Consider the following 17961-nt stretch of genomic DNA (forward strand, 5'->3'; position numbering starts at 1 on the left):
AAACACGCACATGGCATACTCTTGAACTAAGTTGTTTGACAGTAATATTCAACGCCACTAATTTTAAAGTTAAAGCAAAAATATGCGATGTCGTTGGTAAGGAGAAGGCTATGTCTAATTCTGTGGCTCAAGCTAAAGAAGTGCTGTTTTACGAACCCGAAGATCCGAACGGATACCTGTCAAATTTTGCCGCTTGTCCTATCAAGGTGGGTGATCAAGTTTGGGCAACCAGCGAACATTATTATCAAGCGATGAAGTTTGCCTCCGAAGCGCTACGCAATACCATTTTGGAAGCCAGTACACCTGCCGAAGCGTTCTCTTTAAGTCGTGACTACGAAGACCAAGTTCGCGAAGATTGGTATGACATTCGTGTTGAAGTGATGCAGTTCATTGTGACAGAGAAGTTCAGACAGAATCCACAGTTTGCGCTGTTTCTTACCAATACAGGAGATTCGGTGATCAAAGAACATTCGCACAAAGACCACTTCTGGGGCGATGGTGGCGATGGAACCGGCGAGAACCATTTGGGTAAGATTCTGATGGCAGTGCGTCACCAGCTTCGTACTCAGCAACTGCATTTGATTGCTTCGCACTGATTCGTCGATTCAGATAGCGGGCATACTTATGATTACCCCTAAGACGCATTTAAAAGGCCGCCCTGCTATCTAGTATGAAGCAGGGCGGCCTTTTCGGTTTTAGAGAGTCAGTCATCAATGATAGTTAAAGTACGTGACTAAGCTATCCGTTGCTAAGTTCTACGTTACGCTGGTGCTACAAGTAACTCTGTACGATGTCGTCGAGCTGTCCATCGTCTTTCATTGTGTCTAGGCGTTGGTTGATGAAGCTTTGCAGCTTAGGATCCATCTCAGGGTCAAACGCCAAATGGATAGGGTAGTTATTGATTACAGAACCAAACTCTTGCATCTGGTAATCATCAATACTCAGTTTTTGCTCGTTTAGGTTGTATTTGATTCGTGATTCCATTTCCACAAACACGGTATCGCCAGGTGCTCGGTTCAGGACACGAAACGCAGCAGTGTAATCTTTTACTCGAATCTCGTTGAGCTTGCCCTGTTGGATATAAGGTTCCAAATTCGGATACTCAAATCCCACCAGCAATACCACGGCTTTCCCGTCTAGATCATCGATTGTGTTGAACTCAAATGGCTTTTTACCACTACTCAGTAACACGTGTTTTACATTGTAAATCGGATCTTCAGATAGGTTCACAGATTGGATATTTCCCCAACTAGGGCTGCCATAGGTAACCCAGTTTGGGTTCTCTCTCGCATCGAGCTTGTCGATCATTCGATTAAAAGGGTAGGTGTGGTAGTTGATCTCATATTGGCTGTCATCAAACACGGCTTCCACAATATCTGAAACAATTCCTCTGTGAGATGACCCGTCAGTTTCGATCTGAAAAGGTTGCGCTTGGCTCGCAATAATGTAGTAGTGAAGAGGTTCGCTTGCAGAAGCATAACTGCTTGAAAACAAACTGACTATGGATGCAAAGATAAGATGTTTTTTCATAACCTTCCCTAGTTATTTGATGAATGACTACTATTATACTAGTTGAGTAATTGTAGTTTACTAGGATAACAATAATGGTAATTCGTGTATGGTGACAAAAGGAAAACGCTACGTTGGACTCTCCCGACAGTTGATCGGGATGATAATAGCGATCAGTACCTTATTCACAGTTATAGTGACAGGTCTCGGGTTGTATGTAGAGTACCAAAGTCGAGTTTCTTTTATCAGCTCTCAGATCGAGCAGGTCAAGGCTGGTTACCTTTCTGGTTTAACGGCCAGTTTGTGGGTGGAAGATCGAGAGCAATTGTTTGTGCAAGCCGAAGGCATCTCTCGCCTCCCTTCGGTAAGTTACCTTCTTATCGAAAGTCCCGATGAAAAAATTCTAGAGTTAGGTCAAAAGACCGAAGGCCAATCTTACTCTCAGTCTTGGGAAATGGTGCACCAGATGGGCGGCACAGACTTCCCATTGGCGACGCTCACGGTGCAATCTGATTTAAGTATGATTCTAGATGACTTTGAAGAACGAGTGTTACTGTTGCTCGCCTTCGAAGCCGTTAAAATCTTCTTGTTGTCTCTGGTATGTTTAACCATCGTTTATCGTCTTGTCGTAAAACGTTTGATGACCATGTCTTCCCAAATCAACCAGCAACAGGTCGAAGACAACAAACCGCGCTTTATAACGCCAACTCACTCTACTTACAAAGATGAGATATCGACTCTAGAGAGTAGCTATAACCGATCGGTAGAACGTATTCGTCAACAATATCAAGATCTGGAAAAAGCCAAAGACGTTGCTGAGGTGGCAAACCGTAATAAAAGTGAATTCCTTGCCAACATGAGTCACGAAATCCGTACTCCAATGAATGGGATTATCGGGTTGTCGTCTTTGCTTTCTGAAATGGATATGCCGAAAGAGCAAAAAGAGTATATCAACATGCTCAATACCTCTTCGCTTACTTTGCTCGACTTAATCAATGACATTCTCGATTACTCGAAGATCGAAGCGGGGCGACTAGAGCTTCAGCAAGAGCCGATGAAAATGATGGGCATTGCGGCCGACGTTGAATCAACCTTCCGAGTGAAAGCGGAGCAGAAAGGGCTTCGATTCCAATTAGCGATCGACCCTAAGATCCCAACCATGGTGATTGGCGACGGTACTCAACTAAGACAAGTCTTAAATAACTTAGTAGGCAACGCAATTAAATTTACCGAGCACGGCCACGTCACGCTCTCGCTTCGTTTGGAAGAGGTGGTTGAGCCTGAACAAAAACTCAGAGTGAAGTTCGAGGTTGTCGACAGCGGTATCGGTATTGCAGAAGACAAACAGAAATCGGTGTTCGATAAGTTTCAACAAGCCGACGGCAGTACCACACGTATTTACGGAGGCACAGGGCTTGGTCTAACAATATGCGAGAAGATTGTGACATTGATGGGCAGCAAGCTTGAACTCACCAGTGTTGAAGGTAAGGGCAGTACATTCTTTTTTACGGCTGACTTTGACCCATGTTTAGAAGCCGATGAAAGCAATATCGATTTCAATAAGGTTTCGGTTCTGCTTGTGGATGATAGCCAGCTGAACATGCGTATAACGTCTACACAGCTTCAATCCTTTGGTGTTAAGTCTGAGTGCTGTGAAACGGCAAACCAAGCGTTAGAGTTGGTTTCAGAGTCTGTGGCTAAGTCATCACCTTATGATCTTGTGCTGATAGACAAAGTGATGCCGTCCGTTGATGGCTTTCAACTGGCAAGAAGCTTAGTTGAACGCTTTGGTGGTGAGTGTCCCAAGTTAGTGATGATCTCTGCTGACCCTAGAAAGCAAGATGAAGCTCGTGCCAAACAAGTCGGTTTTGTTGCCTACATTGCGCGTCCTTACCAAGATAATCAGCTTAAATGGACCATCAGTGAGGTACTCGCGAGAGCCGCTGATACTTCAGTCTTTACTTATCCGAATAGAGGAGAGGTTGCCTTTAAAGACAATGAGCCTGTGCCGCTAATCAAACCTGCGGCGGTTGTTAAAGAGGATCCCACTGTTTCTGTAAACGCCCCACAAGCCGGTAAACAAGCTCCAATTGAAGCAGAGTCAAAACCTGTCGCGGCTGCCGGAGAATTTAGTGGTACGGTTTTGGTCGTTGAAGACTCGCGAGTAAACCAGCAAGTTGCCAAGATGATGCTCAAGAAACTTGGCTTTGAGGTTGATATTGCCGACAACGGTGAAATTGGTGTCGAGAAATTCAAGGCTAACGAATACGAGATGATCTTTATGGATTGTCAGATGCCAGTTCTCGATGGCTTTGAAGCGACCAAGCAGATCCGAGCGCTCGAAGAAGGGTCTGCAAAGCACATTCCAATCGTTGCGCTGACAGCCAACGTCGTGCAGCGAGACAAGCATTTGTGTTTCGATGTAGGCATGGATGAGTTTTTACCTAAGCCTGTTAATCAAGGGAAACTGAGAGAGATCGTAGCCAGTTTCTTGTCTGATAAGAGTAAACTAACGGACGAAAGTGAGCAGAAGATTGTTTAGCTCAGGCGTCATTAAACCCAATCGTTAAACCCCAAACTCCGACCTAATCAGTCGGAGTTTTTGTATGTATTCAGTAAGTGAATTCCTTTCTACCTCTTTATCATTTTAGAATAAATGGAGTAGACTTGATTGTCATCTTCACGAAACATAATTGCCACAGAAATGCGCTCTAATTGTCATACATTCGCTATAGTATTCAGCCAACTTGAACTCCTGTTTAACCTTAACGAAATTCAACCTGTGAGAGCCTAAGATGTTCAAACCTTTGTATGTATTTGATATGGACGAAACGCTCATCAATGCTGATGCAGCGATGCTCTGGAATGAGTTCTTGGTTGAAAAGGGCATTGCCACTGCGCCCAACTTTATTGAAGAAGATAAACGCTTAATGGGCCTGTATTCGGAAGGCAAACTGAACATGGAAGATTACCTCACGTTTTCCATGCAGCCATTAGCCGATATGCCAACAGAGCAAGTGACTGCGTTGATGGAAGAGTGTGTTGAACAGCATATTCTGCCTAAACAGTTCAAGCAGTCAAAACCTTTGATTGAGCAGCTTGAGAATGATGATATTGATATGCTGATCATCTCTGCCAGCGTGACTTTCTTAGTGGAAGCGGTCGGCCGTAAGATTGGTATTGAGAACGCACTCGGTATTGATTTGATTGAAAACCAAGGCCGTTTTACTTCTCAAATATCAGGTGTGCCAAGCTACCGTGAAGGCAAAGTGACGCGTTTAAAAGAGTGGTTAGACAATCAAGAAACTAATTACTCAGATATCCACTTTTATACAGATTCAATCAACGACTTACCTTTGTGTGAACACGCTGATTTTGCTTACCTAGTAAACCCATGCCCGCGTTTGAAAGCGTTAGCCGATCAACCGAATTGGTCGATTCTCAACTGGGATTAAATTGAATCTTATATTCAAATTAGGTTCGTTCTAGAACTCATAAAGCCGCTGACTACAGCGGCTTTTTTGCATCATCAGTCTAATGTTTGATTTATCACCTTAGCTGACAAAAGGATGCATGTAACAATTCAATAACATCTCTTGCTCTGCTGTAAATCAAACCACCATCTTTCAATCCCTTGATAGCACTCACTTTGTTGTTGTGAGGTTTTGTGTGTAACAAATATTTTACAACTTGACGGGTTTTGAGCGTTATTGCCCATTTCCTTCCATCCATTCCAATCTTTCCGCTTGTGGGCCAAATTTAATTAAGGACAAAAACCACGTAATACAAAACCAATAGGTACAAGGAGAAAGTTCATGGTGGATACATACAACCCGCTTGGCACGGATGGATTCGAGTTTGTTGAATACACGGCCGTTGACCACAAGGGAATTGAGCAACTTAAAGCGCTGTTTGTGTCACTTGGTTTTGCTGAGATCGCCAAGCACCGCTCAAAAGAGGCTTGGCTGTATCGACAAGGTGACATCAACTTTATCGTCAATGAACAGCCTCACAGCCAAGCGGAAGCGTTCGCTAAAGTGCATGGGCCATCGGTCTGTGGTATGGCTTTTCGTGTCAACGAAGCAACCGCTGCAATGGAACAAGCGTTTAAGGGCGGTGGTGAAGAGTACAAAACAGAAATAGGGCCGATGGAGCTGAGCATTCCTGCCATTTACGGTATCGGTGAAAGCCTGCTCTATTTTGTGGATCGCTATGGCAAGCAGAGCATCTATGACGTCGATTTCCGATTCTATGATGATGCGGAGCAGCGCATGGCTGAAGCCAATGTTGGCTTGTATGAAATCGACCACCTCACGCACAACGTGAAGCAAGGCAATATGGATGTTTGGTCTGGGTTTTATGAGCGCATTGGTAACTTCCGCGAAATTCGCTACTTCGACATTGAAGGTAAGCTGACAGGCCTTGTGAGCCGCGCCATGACCTCACCGTGTGGCAAGATCCGAATTCCAATCAATGAGTCTTCAGATGACAAATCACAAATCGAAGAGTTCATTCGCGAATACAACGGCGAAGGCATCCAACACATCGCGCTCGCCACCGATGACATCTACAAAACGGTGAAAACCCTGCGTGATCGCGGCATGGACTTTATGCCAACCCCAGATACCTATTACGAGAAAGTCGACGAGCGTGTGAAAGGCCACGGTGAAGACACTGATCTGCTGCGTGACTTACGGGTTCTGATTGATGGTGCGCCGACCAAAGACGGCATCTTGCTGCAAATTTTCACGCAGACAGTAATCGGGCCTGTGTTCTTTGAAATCATTCAGCGTAAAGGCAACGAAGGATTTGGCGAAGGTAACTTCAAGGCGCTGTTTGAATCGATTGAAGAGGACCAGATTCGTCGAGGAGTATTAGACGATGCATAAATGGATCTCGTTTCCTCATCGGGAGGGTGTGTGCTCGAAACAAGCGCATGCCGACTTCCCCGAAGAGGCCATCTATGAGCGAGAAGCGGGTCGGAGTGGTTTCTTCGGCCCTGCCGCTCACTTTCATCACCAACATGCCCCAACAGGTTGGTCGGAGTGGGAGGGCGATCTGCGTCCTCGCGCTTTCGATTTTACGCTGGTGGACAAAGCCAGCCAGATAACCCCTTGGGCGGTGCCTCATCTTTTGTACAACGCGGACTGCAAAATCCGCGTGTGGCGCATGGATGAGAAGATGGATTTCTTGGTGCGTAACTCCGATGGTGATGAGCTGCTGTTCATTCACCAAGGCTGTGCTGATCTCTATTGTGACTATGGCCATTTAGAAGTCAGTGAAGGGGATTACGTGATGATCCCGCGCTCGACCAACTGGCGCTTGGAGCCAAGCGAGCCGATGTTTATTTTGATGATTGAGAACACTGACGCGGCTTATTCCTTGCCAGAGAAAGGCATGGTCGGCAATCACGCGGTGTTTGACCCGGCGGTTCTTGAAATTCCTTCTATTAATGATCAATTCCGCGCTCAGTACTCAGAAAATCAAACTCAGGTTCAGGTGAAGCGCCACGACAAAGTCAGTGTGATCACCTATTCGTTCAATCCATTGGATGCGATTGGCTGGCATGGCGATTTGGCCGTGGTAAAAGTGAATTGGCGCGATATCAGACCGCTGATGTCACATCGCTACCACTTGCCACCTTCTGCGCATACGACGTTTGTTGGCGCAGGCTTTGTAGTGTGCACCTTTGTACCTCGCCCGATTGAGAGCGACCCTGGTGCATTGAAAGTGCCGTTCTATCACAACAATGATGACTACGACGAAGTGCTTTTCTATCACGCTGGTGACTTCTTCAGTCGCGATAATATTGAAGCGGGCATGGTGACTTTCCACCCTGCGGGCTTCACTCATGGGCCTCATCCTAAAGCCTTTAAAGCGGGTCAGGCACACAAGAAGAAATTCACCGATGAAGTCGCGGTGATGATCGATACTCGCCACGCACTGCAGTTCTCTGATGAACTCGATAGTGTTGAGAACAAAGAATATGTCTACAGTTGGCAAGACTCTGGTTTGAAAGAAATGGCTGACGATAAGAAATAAGGGACAAGGATGAAATTAGCAACCAAGAAAAATGGTACTCGCGACGGCCTATTGATGGTCGTGAGTAAAGATCTCAAACAGTGTGTACCTGCCACCGAAATCTTCCATGCAATGCACCTTGCACCCACCATGCAAGTGGCGTTGGATAACTGGGACAGAATTGTTTATCAGTTAGAAGAGTTATACACCTCGTTAAACAACGGGCATGTGACAGGCAGTGAAGTGTTCGCTTCTCAATATTGTGAATCGCCTCTGCCACGCGCTTATCAATGGGCTGATGGCAGCGCGTATGTAAACCACGTTGAGCTGGTGCGTAAAGCACGTGGTGCTGAAATGCCAGAAAGCTTCTGGGTTGATCCACTGATGTATCAAGGCGGTTCAGATGCGTTTATCGGCCCTCGTGACAACATCGAATTTGCCAGTGACGAGTGGGGCATCGATTTCGAAGGAGAGGTAGCGGTTGTCACCAGTGATGTACCGATGGGCGCCAGTGCTAAACAAGCGCACGATTCGATTCGTCTACTGATGTTGGTGAACGATGTGTCTTTGCGTGGTTTGATTCCGGCAGAGCTTGCTAAGGGTTTTGGTTTCTTCCAGTCTAAACCGTCTTCGGCGTTCTCTCCGGTTGCGGTAACACCTGATGAGCTTGGCGAGCAATGGAAAGGCAGTAAGGTACATTTACCGTTGATATCGACTTACAACGACCAGCCTTTTGGTTGTCCGAATGCGGGCGTCGATATGACTTTCAATTTTGCAGAGTTGGTTGTGCATGCAGCGAAAACTCGCCCGCTGTCGGCAGGCGCGATCATTGGCTCAGGCACGGTATCGAATAAGCAAGGCACTGACCACGGCACCTCAATTGCCGAAGGTGGGGTGGGTTATTCATGCATTGCCGAGGTGCGCATGATAGAGACGATTCGCGATGGCAAACCTTCGACTCAATTCATGTCGTTTGGTGACTCGATCAAGCTTGAGATGTTTGATGCGGCGGGTGGCTCAATTTTTGGTGCGATTGACCAAAAAGTTAGCCAATATCGAGCGTTATAGCCCATATTATAAAGATTCAGCTCGAGCGAGATCATTGTATGAATCAGAACATGACACTTTACGGTTACTGGCGCTCTTCGGCCGCTTATCGGGTGCGTATTGGATTGAACCTAAAGCTACTCGACTATGAGTCGAAATCGGTGCATTTGGTGCGTAATGGCGGCGAGCAGCATGATCCACAATATCGTGAACTCAATGCCAGTGAATTAGTGCCAGTACTGGTGGATGGTGACGTTCAACTCAATCAGTCGCTGACGATCTTGCAATACTTGGACGAAAACTATTTGTGTGAGACCAGCCCAGACTCCTTGTTGATTCCTGAGCAAACACCATTGCGCTATCAAGCGTTGGCAATGGCTCAGGATATCGCGATAGAAATTCACCCTCTCAATAACCTGCGTGTATTGCAGTATTTGGATCGAGAATTGTCGTGTGAGCAAGAGGCGAAAATAGACTGGCTTCACTATTGGATGAGCCAAGGTTTTTCGGCATTAGAAGAGAAGCTTTCTAAGCATCGTCAAACACACGGTGATTCGGTGTATAGCCTCACCGATTTACCATGCATTGTCGATATCTGCTTGGTGCCACAGGTGTATAACGCGCTGCGCTTTGGCGTTGATATGTCGCCGTTTCCACTGATTAACTCAATTGTCGAAGCGTGTAATCAGTTACCCGCTTTTATCGACGCGATGCCAGAGAACCAAGCGGATGCGAATGAATCCATGTAGATTCACTGATGTAAACGCAAATACTCGCCGCTTGCGCTACCAAAACCGACTCTTGAAAGAAGCGGTTTCCAAAATTAAATATATTAAATGCAGTGAGTGTGTGAATATTTATCCCGTTTAGCACTAATATGCTCCTAATAAAAAAGCCTCGTTATTAAATAAGAGGCTTTAACCCAAGGTTTTATATTAGTGGTGATTATTGCTCGATAATATTAATAATAAACAATACCTTCACCTTTCGTTATCAGAGTGCCAGCTTCATTGGTGATTATTTTATCTAAATCAAATAATGAACCAATCGCCGCATTACCTAAGCCAGCTTCAACGAATTTACAAACGGCATCAATTTTTGGCCCCATAGAACCAGCAGGGAATGAAAATTCTGCTAAACCAGCAGGCGTTGCTTGCTTCATTTCTGCTTGGTCTTCTTTACCATAGTTACGGAAAATCGACCCATCGGTTAAGATAATAAATAAGTCGGCATGGATTTTTTCAGCCAGTAGTTCAGCCGTAAGATCTTTGTCAATGACGCACTCTACGCCAGTACTCTTACCTTGCTCAATACTCACGGGAACACCGCCGCCGCCACAAGCGATAACAAGGTTTTCTGTATCTAGAAGAGTTTCAATTTGCTGAATTTCAACAATGTTTTTTGGCATAGGAGAAGGCACAACGCGACGGTAGTACTCGCCATCAGCTTTAAACTGCATTGTGCTTTGAGCCATTAACTCTTTAGCTCGTTGCTCTGTATATACAGGGCCAACAAATTTAGTCGGGTTAGCAAACGCAGGGTCTTTTTTACATACTTCAGTTTGCGTGACTAGCGTCGCTACGTCTAACTCAGGGTCAATGTTTCTTAGTTCTTGCTGTAACATGTAGCCCACCATGCCACAGGTTTGAGAGCCGAGTACATCCATTGGATACGGGGTCGTCTCTGGTGAATATTCGTTGTAAGCTGCGTTTTGTTCCATCAACAAACCTACTTGTGGGCCATTACCATGAACGATAACAATCTCATGCTCGCGAGCGATCGCGGCAATACTCGCCGCTGATTTGATTATATTTTCACGTTGGTTCTCAGCCGTTAATGCTTGGCCTCTTGCTAAAAGAGCGTTACCGCCTAAAGCTAATACTATGCGCATGATAATGTCTCCGATCATTTAATAATGATTTTATTTTACGTAGGGATTAACCGCTTGTTTCTAATTAAATTCAAGCTTATTAATAACAATGACTAGGTTTTTAATTACTCTTAAGTAATTAACATGCCGAGATAGTATGGGAAAATAACCGTCCTAAATGTGATAGCTATCAAATTATTATTTCACTAGAAATAGAGCTGTGGAAACGGGAGTTATTGCAATTCGATTAAATATCCATAAGCTTGGATACAATCTAGCGGTGGAGGCTTTTTTGGTATAAATGATTCGTGTTTAGTGAATATTATCTCTGGCTATAAAATGATTAATTTTCTATTTTTGTTTTAAATATGATGAGCAGATCGCATTAAGAGCTTTGGAAAAAGTACGGGGCTATACTGAGGCGAGGGTTCACAAGCTTAAATAGAAGTTTAGATTCGGTTTTCAATCGGCTGCCTTTCCTCTAAGTGTTATCTGACAGCCAAGTAAAAATTGGAGATAGTTAGCCACTTCCTAAGGCTCAACACTAAAGCGAAACAACACTCTTTATCTCTTCCAAGACCTCGGCGTTAGCGATAGCCCCAAGGTTTTCTACACTCTTGCCATTGATCACCTGTTTCACCGCCAACTCCACCAGTTTGCCTGAGCGTGTTTTTGGCACGTCGCTGATCGCAAATATCTGGCTTGGCACGTGTCTTGGCGAACAAGAGGATTTGAGTTTGCTTTTGATGGCTGCCAATAACGTTTCATCTAGATCCACACCTTGCTGCAGTTGAACAAACAGCCATATCTGCTCGTTGCGGTCGATGTCTTTACCGACTGCTATCGAATCGATGATGCCTTCAATGGTGTTTACTTGCTGATAGATTTCAGCGGTACCAATTCGCACGCCACCAGGGTTGAGTGTAGTGTCGCCTCGGCCATAGAACAGATAGCCGCCATGCATGCTCTGTGAGACTTCGTCACCGTGATGCCACACATTATCGAACCTATCCCAATAGGTGCTGTGATAGCGCTCTCCGGTGTCATTCCAAAAGCCTGCGGGGAAGTTGGGTAGGGAGTTGGTGCATACTAGCTCGCCTCGTTCTTGATTGACCTTTTGACCAGACGAATTGTACACCTTGATGTCGACGCCGAGCCCGGCCTGTTGGCACTCGCCGCGATACACTGGCGAGATAGGACTACCCAACACAAAGCAGCCACAAATATCCGTGCCGCCAGAAATGGACGCTAAATGCAGGTCTTGCTTGATGTGCTTGTAAACGTAATCGAACTGCTCTGGGTAAAGCACAGAACCGGTCGAGCACAGTGTTCTTAATTGAGGCAGAGAATGGCTGTCGATCGGTGAGAGTTCCGCTTTCTCAATCGCCTCTAGATACTTGGCTGAGGTGCCAAATGTCGATACGTCAGCACGCTGTGCTAAATCCCATAGAACGTTAGGTTGCGGGTAAACCGGGCTACCATCAAAGATAACCAAACAAGCACCGCTGGCGAGCGCAGATACGTGCCAGTTCCACATCATCCAACCACAAGTGGTGTAGTAGAACACGCGATCTCTCGGTTTAATATCGCAATGAAGTTGATGCTCTTTTAGGTGGTTGATGGTGGTGCCACCGACAGAATGCACAATGCACTTTGGCTTGCCTGTGGTGCCGGAAGAGTAGAGTACGAATAATGGTTCATTGAAGCCGATACGCACAAATCGAAGAGCTTTTGTCTGATAGTGATTAATGATGCTGTGCCAGCTTAGAATCGACACATCATGTTCAACTTTTTTCTTCTCTAAATCGCTCTTCTCTAAGTCATTACTCGGTTTCAAATAACCGATCTCACACACCTGTTTTAATTCGTTTAAGTGTTCGATAATTTCACGGTTCTTGTCCGTCATATCGAACGTCTTGCCATTGAAGGTGTAGCCATCACAGGTGAACAGCACCTTAGGTTTCACCTGTCCGAATCGCTCAATCACACTCTCTACGCCAAAATCAGGCGAGGTTGATGTCCAAATCGCGCCTAAGCTGGTGGTTGCCAACATCGCGACCACGGTTTGCGGCAGATAAGGAGTATAAGCGGCGACTACATCGCCTTGTTGTACGCCACAATCCACGAGCCATTGTTGAACGCTAGAAACTTCCTCACACAAGGTTTGCCATGTGTAGCTTTGCTGCTCGCCACGCTCATTCTCAAACCAAATCGCAAGCTTGTTTGGCAACGTTTTTGCTGAATGCAGTAAGTTTTCGGCGTAGTTAACTTGAGCATTAGGAAACCACACCGCATCGCGATTCGATTTTGGCTGCTGCCAGCGGCTCTCGCCTTGAGTTTTGATGTGCTCGCTTTCTGCCTTGTTAATACAGTCTTGCGAACCCACCATTCCACAAAACTGCCACACGTTATGCCAAAACGACTCCGGCTGCTCCACAGACCATTGATGAAGCTCCGTATAGTTTTTCAATTTCCGCTCGAATACGCCCTGCTGATCGAGATTATTCATAAATCGGGTTACGTTGGCGTGTGCGATACGTTGGTCACTGGGTTGCCAAATTGGCTTATTGCTCTCGTGCATTCCTTTACCTTTAACAAAAAGTTAACGATTTCAGTCTGGTATTTAGGTTTTACAAAGTCAAAAGATCAGCAAAATAAGGGGTCGTCGGAATTGTGTAAATAAAATGTTACACGACCGCCCGTTTCGAAAAATCGTGCAAATTGGCGGATATAAGGAGTGGAGATAGGCTTAAAGTGAGACATTCGAAAGGAGGTGTGTAATGACTCAATATCATTCTAAGCCCGTGAGCCAAGAGGGATGGGTTGAGTGGAGCCTCGAAGAAGACGCCATTTGGCACGACTTAGTGAAAAGGCAACTGGACGTCATCAATGACCGCGCATGCGATGCTTATTTGCACGGTTTGACCTTGCTGGATCTGCCATTAGACAGAGTTCCCCAGCTGCCAGAGATAAACAAAGTGCTAATGGAAACAACAGGTTGGCAAGTTCAGCCTGTGCCTGCATTGATCGATTTCGACCGATTCTTTGATTTGCTCGCCAATAAGAAATTCCCAGTTGCGACATTTCTGAGAACGCGAGACGAGTTCGATTACTTACAAGAACCTGATTTCTTTCATGAAATTTTCGGTCACTGTGCCATGCTCACTAATGCCGATTTCGCAGCATTCACTGAGCATTATGGAAAACTAGGCCAAGCCGCTACATCCAAACAGCGCGCTTATCTTGCCCGTTTGTATTGGTTTACGGTCGAGTTCGGTTTAGTAAAAGAAGGCCAACAACTGAAAATCTATGGCGGTGGCATTCTCTCGTCTCCGGCGGAAACCATGTACGCATTAGGCGGTGATTTGGCGGTTCGTGAGCGGTTCGATCTGCAAAGGGTGTTAAGAACTCCTTATCGTATCGACATCATGCAGCCGAAATATTACGTGATCGACGAGCTATCTGAGCTCTTCAAAATCAGTCAGGAAAACCTATTACAGCAAGCTGATCTCGCCATAGACGCGGGGTTACTACCACCACTTTTTGAACCCAAGGAACCAACACATGTTGAATGAACAAAAATGCGAAGCCTGCAGTATCGACGCGATTGCCCTAAGTAAAGATGAGCAACAATCTTTACTGTTGGAGTTGTCTGATTGGCAGATTATCGAAAGAGACGGCATCCCGCAGCTTGAGAAGGTGTTCAAGTTTAAGAACTACAAACAAGCATGGGCATTCAGCAACAAAGTGTCAGAATTGGCAGAAGAAGAGTTCCACCACCCTTCGATCTTATTGGAGTGGGGCAAAGTCACCGTCACTTGGTGGAGCCACTCAATCAAAGGCCTGCACAAGAATGACTTCATCTGCGCCTCACGTTGTGATGTGTTCGCGGTGAGTGAGTAGTTTTGTAGGTTAGGAGTTACTCTTGCAACCTTCGTGATGCGATTACCTCATTATTCGGCTCATTAGGTGAGTCGAATACTCGATACTTTCTCATCATGGGGCGTCACTTCTCTTAAACTAGCTTGACCTGCATCAGCGACTTGCTTGGTTTCTTGTCTCATAAACCCTTTCTGTTACTCATAGTATTGGTTTTATGAGGCTGCTCTATGATATATTTCTCGGCCAAGTGTATTACAGACGAAGGCTAATAATGTCTATCAACCTTTCACTCCTTCCACCCAGCGAGAAAAATAAAATCGAACTGGATAAGCAAGCATCGTTTCTTGTATGGAAACTGAAGCAAGCGAAATGTGGCCCTGAAGCCATTGTTGAAGAAGCAATGAAGCTAGGTGACCCAGAAGAAAAGGCTTGGTTTGATCAGTCTGTAGAAAAATACAAACGGGTAATGGGTGTCGCATAAACGCAGACAAACCTTGCCCAGCAGTGCTGTAGAATTGAAATGACACAGTAATTTGCTAGAATTTGCACCGTTAATTGAATCAGAGAGAAGATCCCGATGGGAAGAAGTTTTGAAGTGCGCAAGGCCTCAATGGCGAAAACTGCAGGCGCAAAAATTAAAGTTTATTCTAAATACGGTAAAGAGATTTACGTACTGGCTAAGAACGGCAGCTCTGACCCAGACATGAACCTACCTCTTAAGCACCTGATTGCTAAAGCGAAGAAAGACCAAGTACCAGCTCACGTTATCGACAAAGCGATCGATAAAGCGAACGGCGGCGGCGGTGAAGACTTCCAACCAGCTCGTTACGAAGGTTTTGGCCCAGGTGGCACAAGCGTAATCGTTGACTGTCTAACTGACAACGGCAACCGTACTTTCCAAGACGTTCGCCAATGTTTCGTTAAGACTGGTGCGAAAATCGGTGTTGAAGGTACTGTTTCTCACATGTTCGCTCACCAAGCTGTATTCCAGTTCAAAGGCGAAGATGACGAAATCATCCTAGAAACGCTAATGATGGAAGACGTAGACGTGACTGACGTTGAGCTAGAAGACGGTGTTATCACTGTATTCGCTCCAACGACTGAGTTCTTCAAAACGAAGACCGCACTAAACACTGCGTTCCCAGAGCTAACGCTAGACGTTGAGGAAATCACTTTCGTTCCTCAAACAACTACGCCAGTAGCTGAAGAAGATTCTGAGAAATTCCAGAAGTTCTTAGACATGCTTGACGACTGTGATGACGTTCAGCAGGTTTACCACAACGCTGAGCTGTAATCTTTACAGTAACAACAGTTATAAAAAAACCGAGCCTAGTGCTCGGTTTTTTATTGTCTTAATTCAGGCGCTTATCCGTGAACATAGCTTTTTGACTGCAGTTCTTTGGTGGCAGAACTTAGGTCATAGCGCCTTGGTCACAAACCCTTGATCATCGTTCCGTTATCTCAGGTTCGCAAAGCGTTCTCGGGCGACAAATCCATGCTGAGAATTTTCTGATCAAAGGAAGCACGGTGAGGTTGAGTGCGATGGCACAAGGCCAAGCGATGAAAAAGCTTTGCATCCAGATTGGCGGCCATTCGGGGCTAAATCCCATTTTGTAGCCAGAAATTAACCCAGACATGATGGTCGCCATGGTCAGTGAAGATAAAATCGCGGTTACCCAAAATTGTTTGTTGCTCATACTGTGTTTCTCCCGTGATTTTCTGATGTTGATGAGATAAGGTTATATTTATCCATTAATGAGAAAAATAGGCACATATAGAAGTATGAATTCCATATTTGGAAACATCGATGATCTGTTCTTATTCTGTGCAGTGGTTGAAGAGGGCTCTTTGCTATCGGCTTCGAAACGGCTGCAACTCCCTGTGTCGACTATGTCGCGTCGGCTAACTGCATTGGAAGATCGTCTCAATATCCGACTTTTAGAAAAGAAAGGTCGTGAGTTGGTGGCCACTAAAGACGGCGAGTCGGCATTTTCTGCACTGAGCAGCGGCATGGAGTCGATCCATCACGGCTTTAATAGCTTGCTTGAAGAGCGTGACGCTATCCAAGGCAAGATAAAGCTCGCAGTGCCTCATAACTTCTACAGTGGCTTTCTACGGTCGACGGTAGAGCAATTCCTCACTGAATATCCAAACGTTCAGCTCGACCTTACTCTGAGCCAGCAGCAGCTTATTCCACAGACCGATCGTGACTTACTGATCACGTTTAAGATCTCGGACATGGAAGGCATGATTGCTCGACCGCTGTTTAAAGCTAAACACGGGTTTTATGCAAGCCCAGAATACTTAGATTCGCGTGCAACAATAGAAAAACCGGACGACCTAGAGCTACAAGACTGGATTAACGTCGATGATGTGTTTGATATGCCGCTCTACAAATCCGACTGCTTAGAGCAGATGATCACGATTAAACCTAAGTTTATCGTCAACGATATTCATGCGGTGGCAGCCGCGGCACAAAAAGGCTTGGGGCTTGCTTCATTGCCTTTTCGTCATGTCTCCCCAGACATGAATTTGATTCAAGTGCTTCCTGAATATCATCGAGGTGATCGCCAAGCGTATTTAGTGTACAAAGAAAGAAAATATCAGCCAAAGGCTTTGACCCTGCTTATTGATGCATTGATTGAGAGTGTTCGATCTTTTCATAGCGATGGTTTGGTCAAATAAAAGGAGAAAGAAATGAAAGTAAGTTTTATCGGGCTAGGCGTTATGGGTTTCCCAATGGCAGGTCACCTAGTCAAAGCCGGTTTCGAAGTAACGGTATTTAACCGTACTCACAGCAAAGCGCTAGACTGGGCTGATAAACACCAAGGTAAAGCGGCAGAATCTGTGGCTGAATGTGTAGCAGAAGCTGACGTGGTATTGGTTTGTGTGGGTAACGATGACGACGTGCGCAGCATGACAACCAGCGAAACAGGCGCACTGGCTGCGATGAAGCCAAACGCGATTCTTGTCGATCACACCACAACGTCTGCAGTTCTGTCTGAAGAGCTTGAAGTGGCAGCGAAGCAAGCAGGTGTTCGCTTTATGGATGCACCAGTATCTGGTGGCCAAGCGGGCGCAGAAAACGGCGTGCTAACCATCATGTGTGGCGGCGAACAAGCGCTTTTCAATGATCTTCAACCTGTGTTCGAAGCTTACGGTAAGTCGTCAGTTCTAATGGGTAAAGTCGGCCAAGGCCAACGCGCGAAAATGGTTAACCAGATCTGCATTGCAGGTGTATTGAATGGTCTTTCTGAAGGCTTAGTACTTGCAGAGAAATCAGGTTTGGATATCCAAACGCTAGTTGATTGTCTTAAAAACGGCGCAGCAGGTTCATGGCAGATGGAAAACCGTGCTACCACAATGGCGCAAGACAAGTTCGATTTCGGTTTCGCCATTGATTGGATGATCAAAGATTTAGGCTTCTGCCTAGATGAAGCAGAGCGTCAAGGCATCCAGCTTCCACTGACTGAAAAGACCAACAACGCTTACAAGGCACTGTCTGCCCAAGGACAAGGCCGCATGGATACCTCGGTATTGATGAAAGCCGTGGTTGAAGAGACGAAGAAGTAAAAGTCATCAAGCTTTGTTCTGAACATTGAAAATAGCCGCTGATTAGCGGCTATTTTTGT

18 protein-coding genes are annotated in these 17961 nt (G+C 45.6%); 13 read left to right on the forward strand and 5 right to left on the reverse strand.

Features of this window, described 5'->3' with window-relative positions:
- Window positions 1–35: 35 nt before the first annotated feature.
- Window positions 36–596: an NADAR family protein gene (locus AB6E85_RS01915; protein ID WP_050643559.1), complete on the forward strand. Its 561-nt coding sequence runs from the start codon at window positions 36–38 to the stop codon at window positions 594–596.
- A 175-nt stretch (window positions 597–771) separates the two neighbouring features.
- Here AB6E85_RS01915 and AB6E85_RS01920 read toward each other — a convergent pair whose 3' ends face one another.
- On the reverse strand, window positions 772–1530 hold the full coding sequence (locus AB6E85_RS01920) for an ABC transporter substrate-binding protein (RefSeq protein WP_052879351.1): 759 nt from the start codon (window positions 1528–1530) through the stop codon (window positions 772–774).
- Window positions 1531–1618: 88 nt separating this feature from the next.
- On the opposite strand from AB6E85_RS01920, the gene AB6E85_RS01925 reads away from it, so the two are divergent.
- Window positions 1619–4051: a response regulator gene (locus AB6E85_RS01925; protein ID WP_372141207.1), complete on the forward strand. Its 2433-nt coding sequence runs from the start codon at window positions 1619–1621 to the stop codon at window positions 4049–4051.
- Window positions 4052–4304: 253 nt separating this feature from the next.
- Window positions 4305–4964, forward strand: a complete 660-nt coding sequence (locus AB6E85_RS01930) for an HAD family hydrolase (protein WP_372141209.1) — start codon at window positions 4305–4307, stop codon at window positions 4962–4964.
- Window positions 4965–5058: 94 nt separating this feature from the next.
- Here the strand turns inward: AB6E85_RS01930 and AB6E85_RS01935 are convergent, their stop codons facing one another.
- Window positions 5059–5241 carry a hypothetical protein gene (locus AB6E85_RS01935; RefSeq protein ID WP_372141210.1) on the reverse strand — a complete coding sequence of 61 codons (183 nt, stop codon included), beginning with the start codon at window positions 5239–5241 and terminating at the stop codon, window positions 5059–5061.
- A gap of 83 nt (window positions 5242–5324) precedes the next feature.
- On the opposite strand from AB6E85_RS01935, the gene hppD reads away from it, so the two are divergent.
- Genes hppD through maiA form a run of 4 tightly spaced genes read left to right on the forward strand, consistent with a single transcriptional unit; the run spans window position 5325 to window position 9326 of the window.
- Window positions 5325–6398: a 4-hydroxyphenylpyruvate dioxygenase gene (hppD, locus tag AB6E85_RS01940; RefSeq protein WP_017067769.1), complete on the forward strand. Its 1074-nt coding sequence runs from the start codon at window positions 5325–5327 to the stop codon at window positions 6396–6398.
- On the forward strand, window positions 6391–7551 hold the full coding sequence (locus AB6E85_RS01945) for a homogentisate 1,2-dioxygenase (RefSeq protein WP_372141211.1): 1161 nt from the start codon (window positions 6391–6393) through the stop codon (window positions 7549–7551). The genes hppD and AB6E85_RS01945 overlap by 8 nt, the downstream gene beginning before the upstream one ends.
- Window positions 7552–7560: 9 nt before the next feature.
- The gene (locus AB6E85_RS01950; protein WP_372141212.1) at window positions 7561–8598 is read left to right on the forward strand and encodes a fumarylacetoacetate hydrolase family protein; all 1038 of its coding nucleotides are present in this window, start codon (window positions 7561–7563) and stop codon (window positions 8596–8598) included.
- Window positions 8599–8636: 38 nt separating this feature from the next.
- Entirely contained in the window at window positions 8637–9326 is a 690-nt protein-coding gene (gene maiA, locus AB6E85_RS01955) for a maleylacetoacetate isomerase (RefSeq protein WP_372141213.1), read from the forward strand.
- Between the two features lie 212 nt (window positions 9327–9538).
- Here maiA and AB6E85_RS01960 read toward each other — a convergent pair whose 3' ends face one another.
- Window positions 9539–10468, reverse strand: coding sequence for a carbamate kinase (locus AB6E85_RS01960; RefSeq protein WP_050620231.1), 930 nt, complete (start codon window positions 10466–10468; stop codon window positions 9539–9541).
- 523 nt (window positions 10469–10991) lie between these two features.
- On the reverse strand, window positions 10992–13028 hold the full coding sequence (locus AB6E85_RS01965) for an acetoacetate--CoA ligase (protein WP_372141214.1): 2037 nt from the start codon (window positions 13026–13028) through the stop codon (window positions 10992–10994).
- Between the two features lie 199 nt (window positions 13029–13227).
- Here AB6E85_RS01965 and phhA point away from each other — a divergent pair, with 199 nt between their 5' ends.
- The 4 genes from phhA (at window position 13228) to AB6E85_RS01985 (ending at window position 15623) form a co-directional block, all read left to right on the forward strand.
- On the forward strand, window positions 13228–14022 hold the full coding sequence (gene phhA / locus AB6E85_RS01970) for a phenylalanine 4-monooxygenase (RefSeq protein ID WP_372141215.1): 795 nt from the start codon (window positions 13228–13230) through the stop codon (window positions 14020–14022).
- Complete coding sequence (locus AB6E85_RS01975) at window positions 14012–14350, forward strand: 4a-hydroxytetrahydrobiopterin dehydratase (RefSeq protein ID WP_004732613.1); 339 nt, start codon at window positions 14012–14014, stop codon at window positions 14348–14350. Before phhA ends, AB6E85_RS01975 begins: the two co-directional genes overlap by 11 nt.
- Window positions 14351–14600: 250 nt before the next feature.
- Window positions 14601–14810, forward strand: coding sequence for a DUF3283 family protein (locus tag AB6E85_RS01980; RefSeq protein WP_004732615.1), 210 nt, complete (start codon window positions 14601–14603; stop codon window positions 14808–14810).
- Window positions 14811–14906: 96 nt separating this feature from the next.
- Entirely contained in the window at window positions 14907–15623 is a 717-nt protein-coding gene (locus tag AB6E85_RS01985) for a YebC/PmpR family DNA-binding transcriptional regulator (RefSeq protein ID WP_017057670.1), read from the forward strand.
- Window positions 15624–15774: 151 nt separating this feature from the next.
- Here the strand turns inward: AB6E85_RS01985 and AB6E85_RS01990 are convergent, their stop codons facing one another.
- Window positions 15775–16026: a DUF2798 domain-containing protein gene (locus AB6E85_RS01990; protein ID WP_172378478.1), complete on the reverse strand. Its 252-nt coding sequence runs from the start codon at window positions 16024–16026 to the stop codon at window positions 15775–15777.
- A gap of 85 nt (window positions 16027–16111) precedes the next feature.
- Here AB6E85_RS01990 and AB6E85_RS01995 point away from each other — a divergent pair, with 85 nt between their 5' ends.
- Together AB6E85_RS01995 and AB6E85_RS02000 are read left to right on the forward strand one after the other, a co-directional pair.
- Entirely contained in the window at window positions 16112–17014 is a 903-nt protein-coding gene (locus tag AB6E85_RS01995) for a LysR family transcriptional regulator (protein ID WP_372141217.1), read from the forward strand.
- Window positions 17015–17026: 12 nt separating this feature from the next.
- Window positions 17027–17902: an NAD(P)-dependent oxidoreductase gene (locus tag AB6E85_RS02000; protein WP_304570111.1), complete on the forward strand. Its 876-nt coding sequence runs from the start codon at window positions 17027–17029 to the stop codon at window positions 17900–17902.
- Window positions 17903–17961: the final 59 nt, after the last annotated feature.

This window comes from Vibrio sp. 10N.247.311.51 (assembly GCF_041467855.1).
In the GTDB taxonomy this organism is placed as follows: domain Bacteria; phylum Pseudomonadota; class Gammaproteobacteria; order Enterobacterales; family Vibrionaceae; genus Vibrio; species Vibrio coralliirubri.

Bases quoted from the DNA above. Each gene is read 5' to 3' on its own strand.
- AB6E85_RS01985 (WP_017057670.1), top strand. From the start codon at position 14,907: ATGGGAAGAAGTTTTGAAGTGCGCAAGGCCTCAATGGCGAAAACTGCA.
- AB6E85_RS01995 (WP_372141217.1), top strand. From the start codon at position 16,112: ATGAATTCCATATTTGGAAACATCGATGATCTGTTCTTATTCTGTGCA.
- AB6E85_RS01920 (WP_052879351.1), bottom strand. From the start codon at position 1,530: ATGAAAAAACATCTTATCTTTGCATCCATAGTCAGTTTGTTTTCAAGC.
- AB6E85_RS01945 (WP_372141211.1), top strand. From the start codon at position 6,391: ATGCATAAATGGATCTCGTTTCCTCATCGGGAGGGTGTGTGCTCGAAA.
- AB6E85_RS01935 (WP_372141210.1), bottom strand. From the start codon at position 5,241: ATGGATGGAAGGAAATGGGCAATAACGCTCAAAACCCGTCAAGTTGTA.
- phhA (WP_372141215.1), top strand. From the start codon at position 13,228: ATGACTCAATATCATTCTAAGCCCGTGAGCCAAGAGGGATGGGTTGAG.
- hppD (WP_017067769.1), top strand. From the start codon at position 5,325: ATGGTGGATACATACAACCCGCTTGGCACGGATGGATTCGAGTTTGTT.
- AB6E85_RS01930 (WP_372141209.1), top strand. From the start codon at position 4,305: ATGTTCAAACCTTTGTATGTATTTGATATGGACGAAACGCTCATCAAT.
- AB6E85_RS01950 (WP_372141212.1), top strand. From the start codon at position 7,561: ATGAAATTAGCAACCAAGAAAAATGGTACTCGCGACGGCCTATTGATG.
- AB6E85_RS01980 (WP_004732615.1), top strand. From the start codon at position 14,601: ATGTCTATCAACCTTTCACTCCTTCCACCCAGCGAGAAAAATAAAATC.
- AB6E85_RS01960 (WP_050620231.1), bottom strand. From the start codon at position 10,468: ATGCGCATAGTATTAGCTTTAGGCGGTAACGCTCTTTTAGCAAGAGGC.
- AB6E85_RS02000 (WP_304570111.1), top strand. From the start codon at position 17,027: ATGAAAGTAAGTTTTATCGGGCTAGGCGTTATGGGTTTCCCAATGGCA.
- maiA (WP_372141213.1), top strand. From the start codon at position 8,637: ATGAATCAGAACATGACACTTTACGGTTACTGGCGCTCTTCGGCCGCT.
- AB6E85_RS01990 (WP_172378478.1), bottom strand. From the start codon at position 16,026: ATGAGCAACAAACAATTTTGGGTAACCGCGATTTTATCTTCACTGACC.
- AB6E85_RS01975 (WP_004732613.1), top strand. From the start codon at position 14,012: ATGTTGAATGAACAAAAATGCGAAGCCTGCAGTATCGACGCGATTGCC.
- AB6E85_RS01965 (WP_372141214.1), bottom strand. From the start codon at position 13,028: ATGCACGAGAGCAATAAGCCAATTTGGCAACCCAGTGACCAACGTATC.
- AB6E85_RS01925 (WP_372141207.1), top strand. From the start codon at position 1,619: ATGGTGACAAAAGGAAAACGCTACGTTGGACTCTCCCGACAGTTGATC.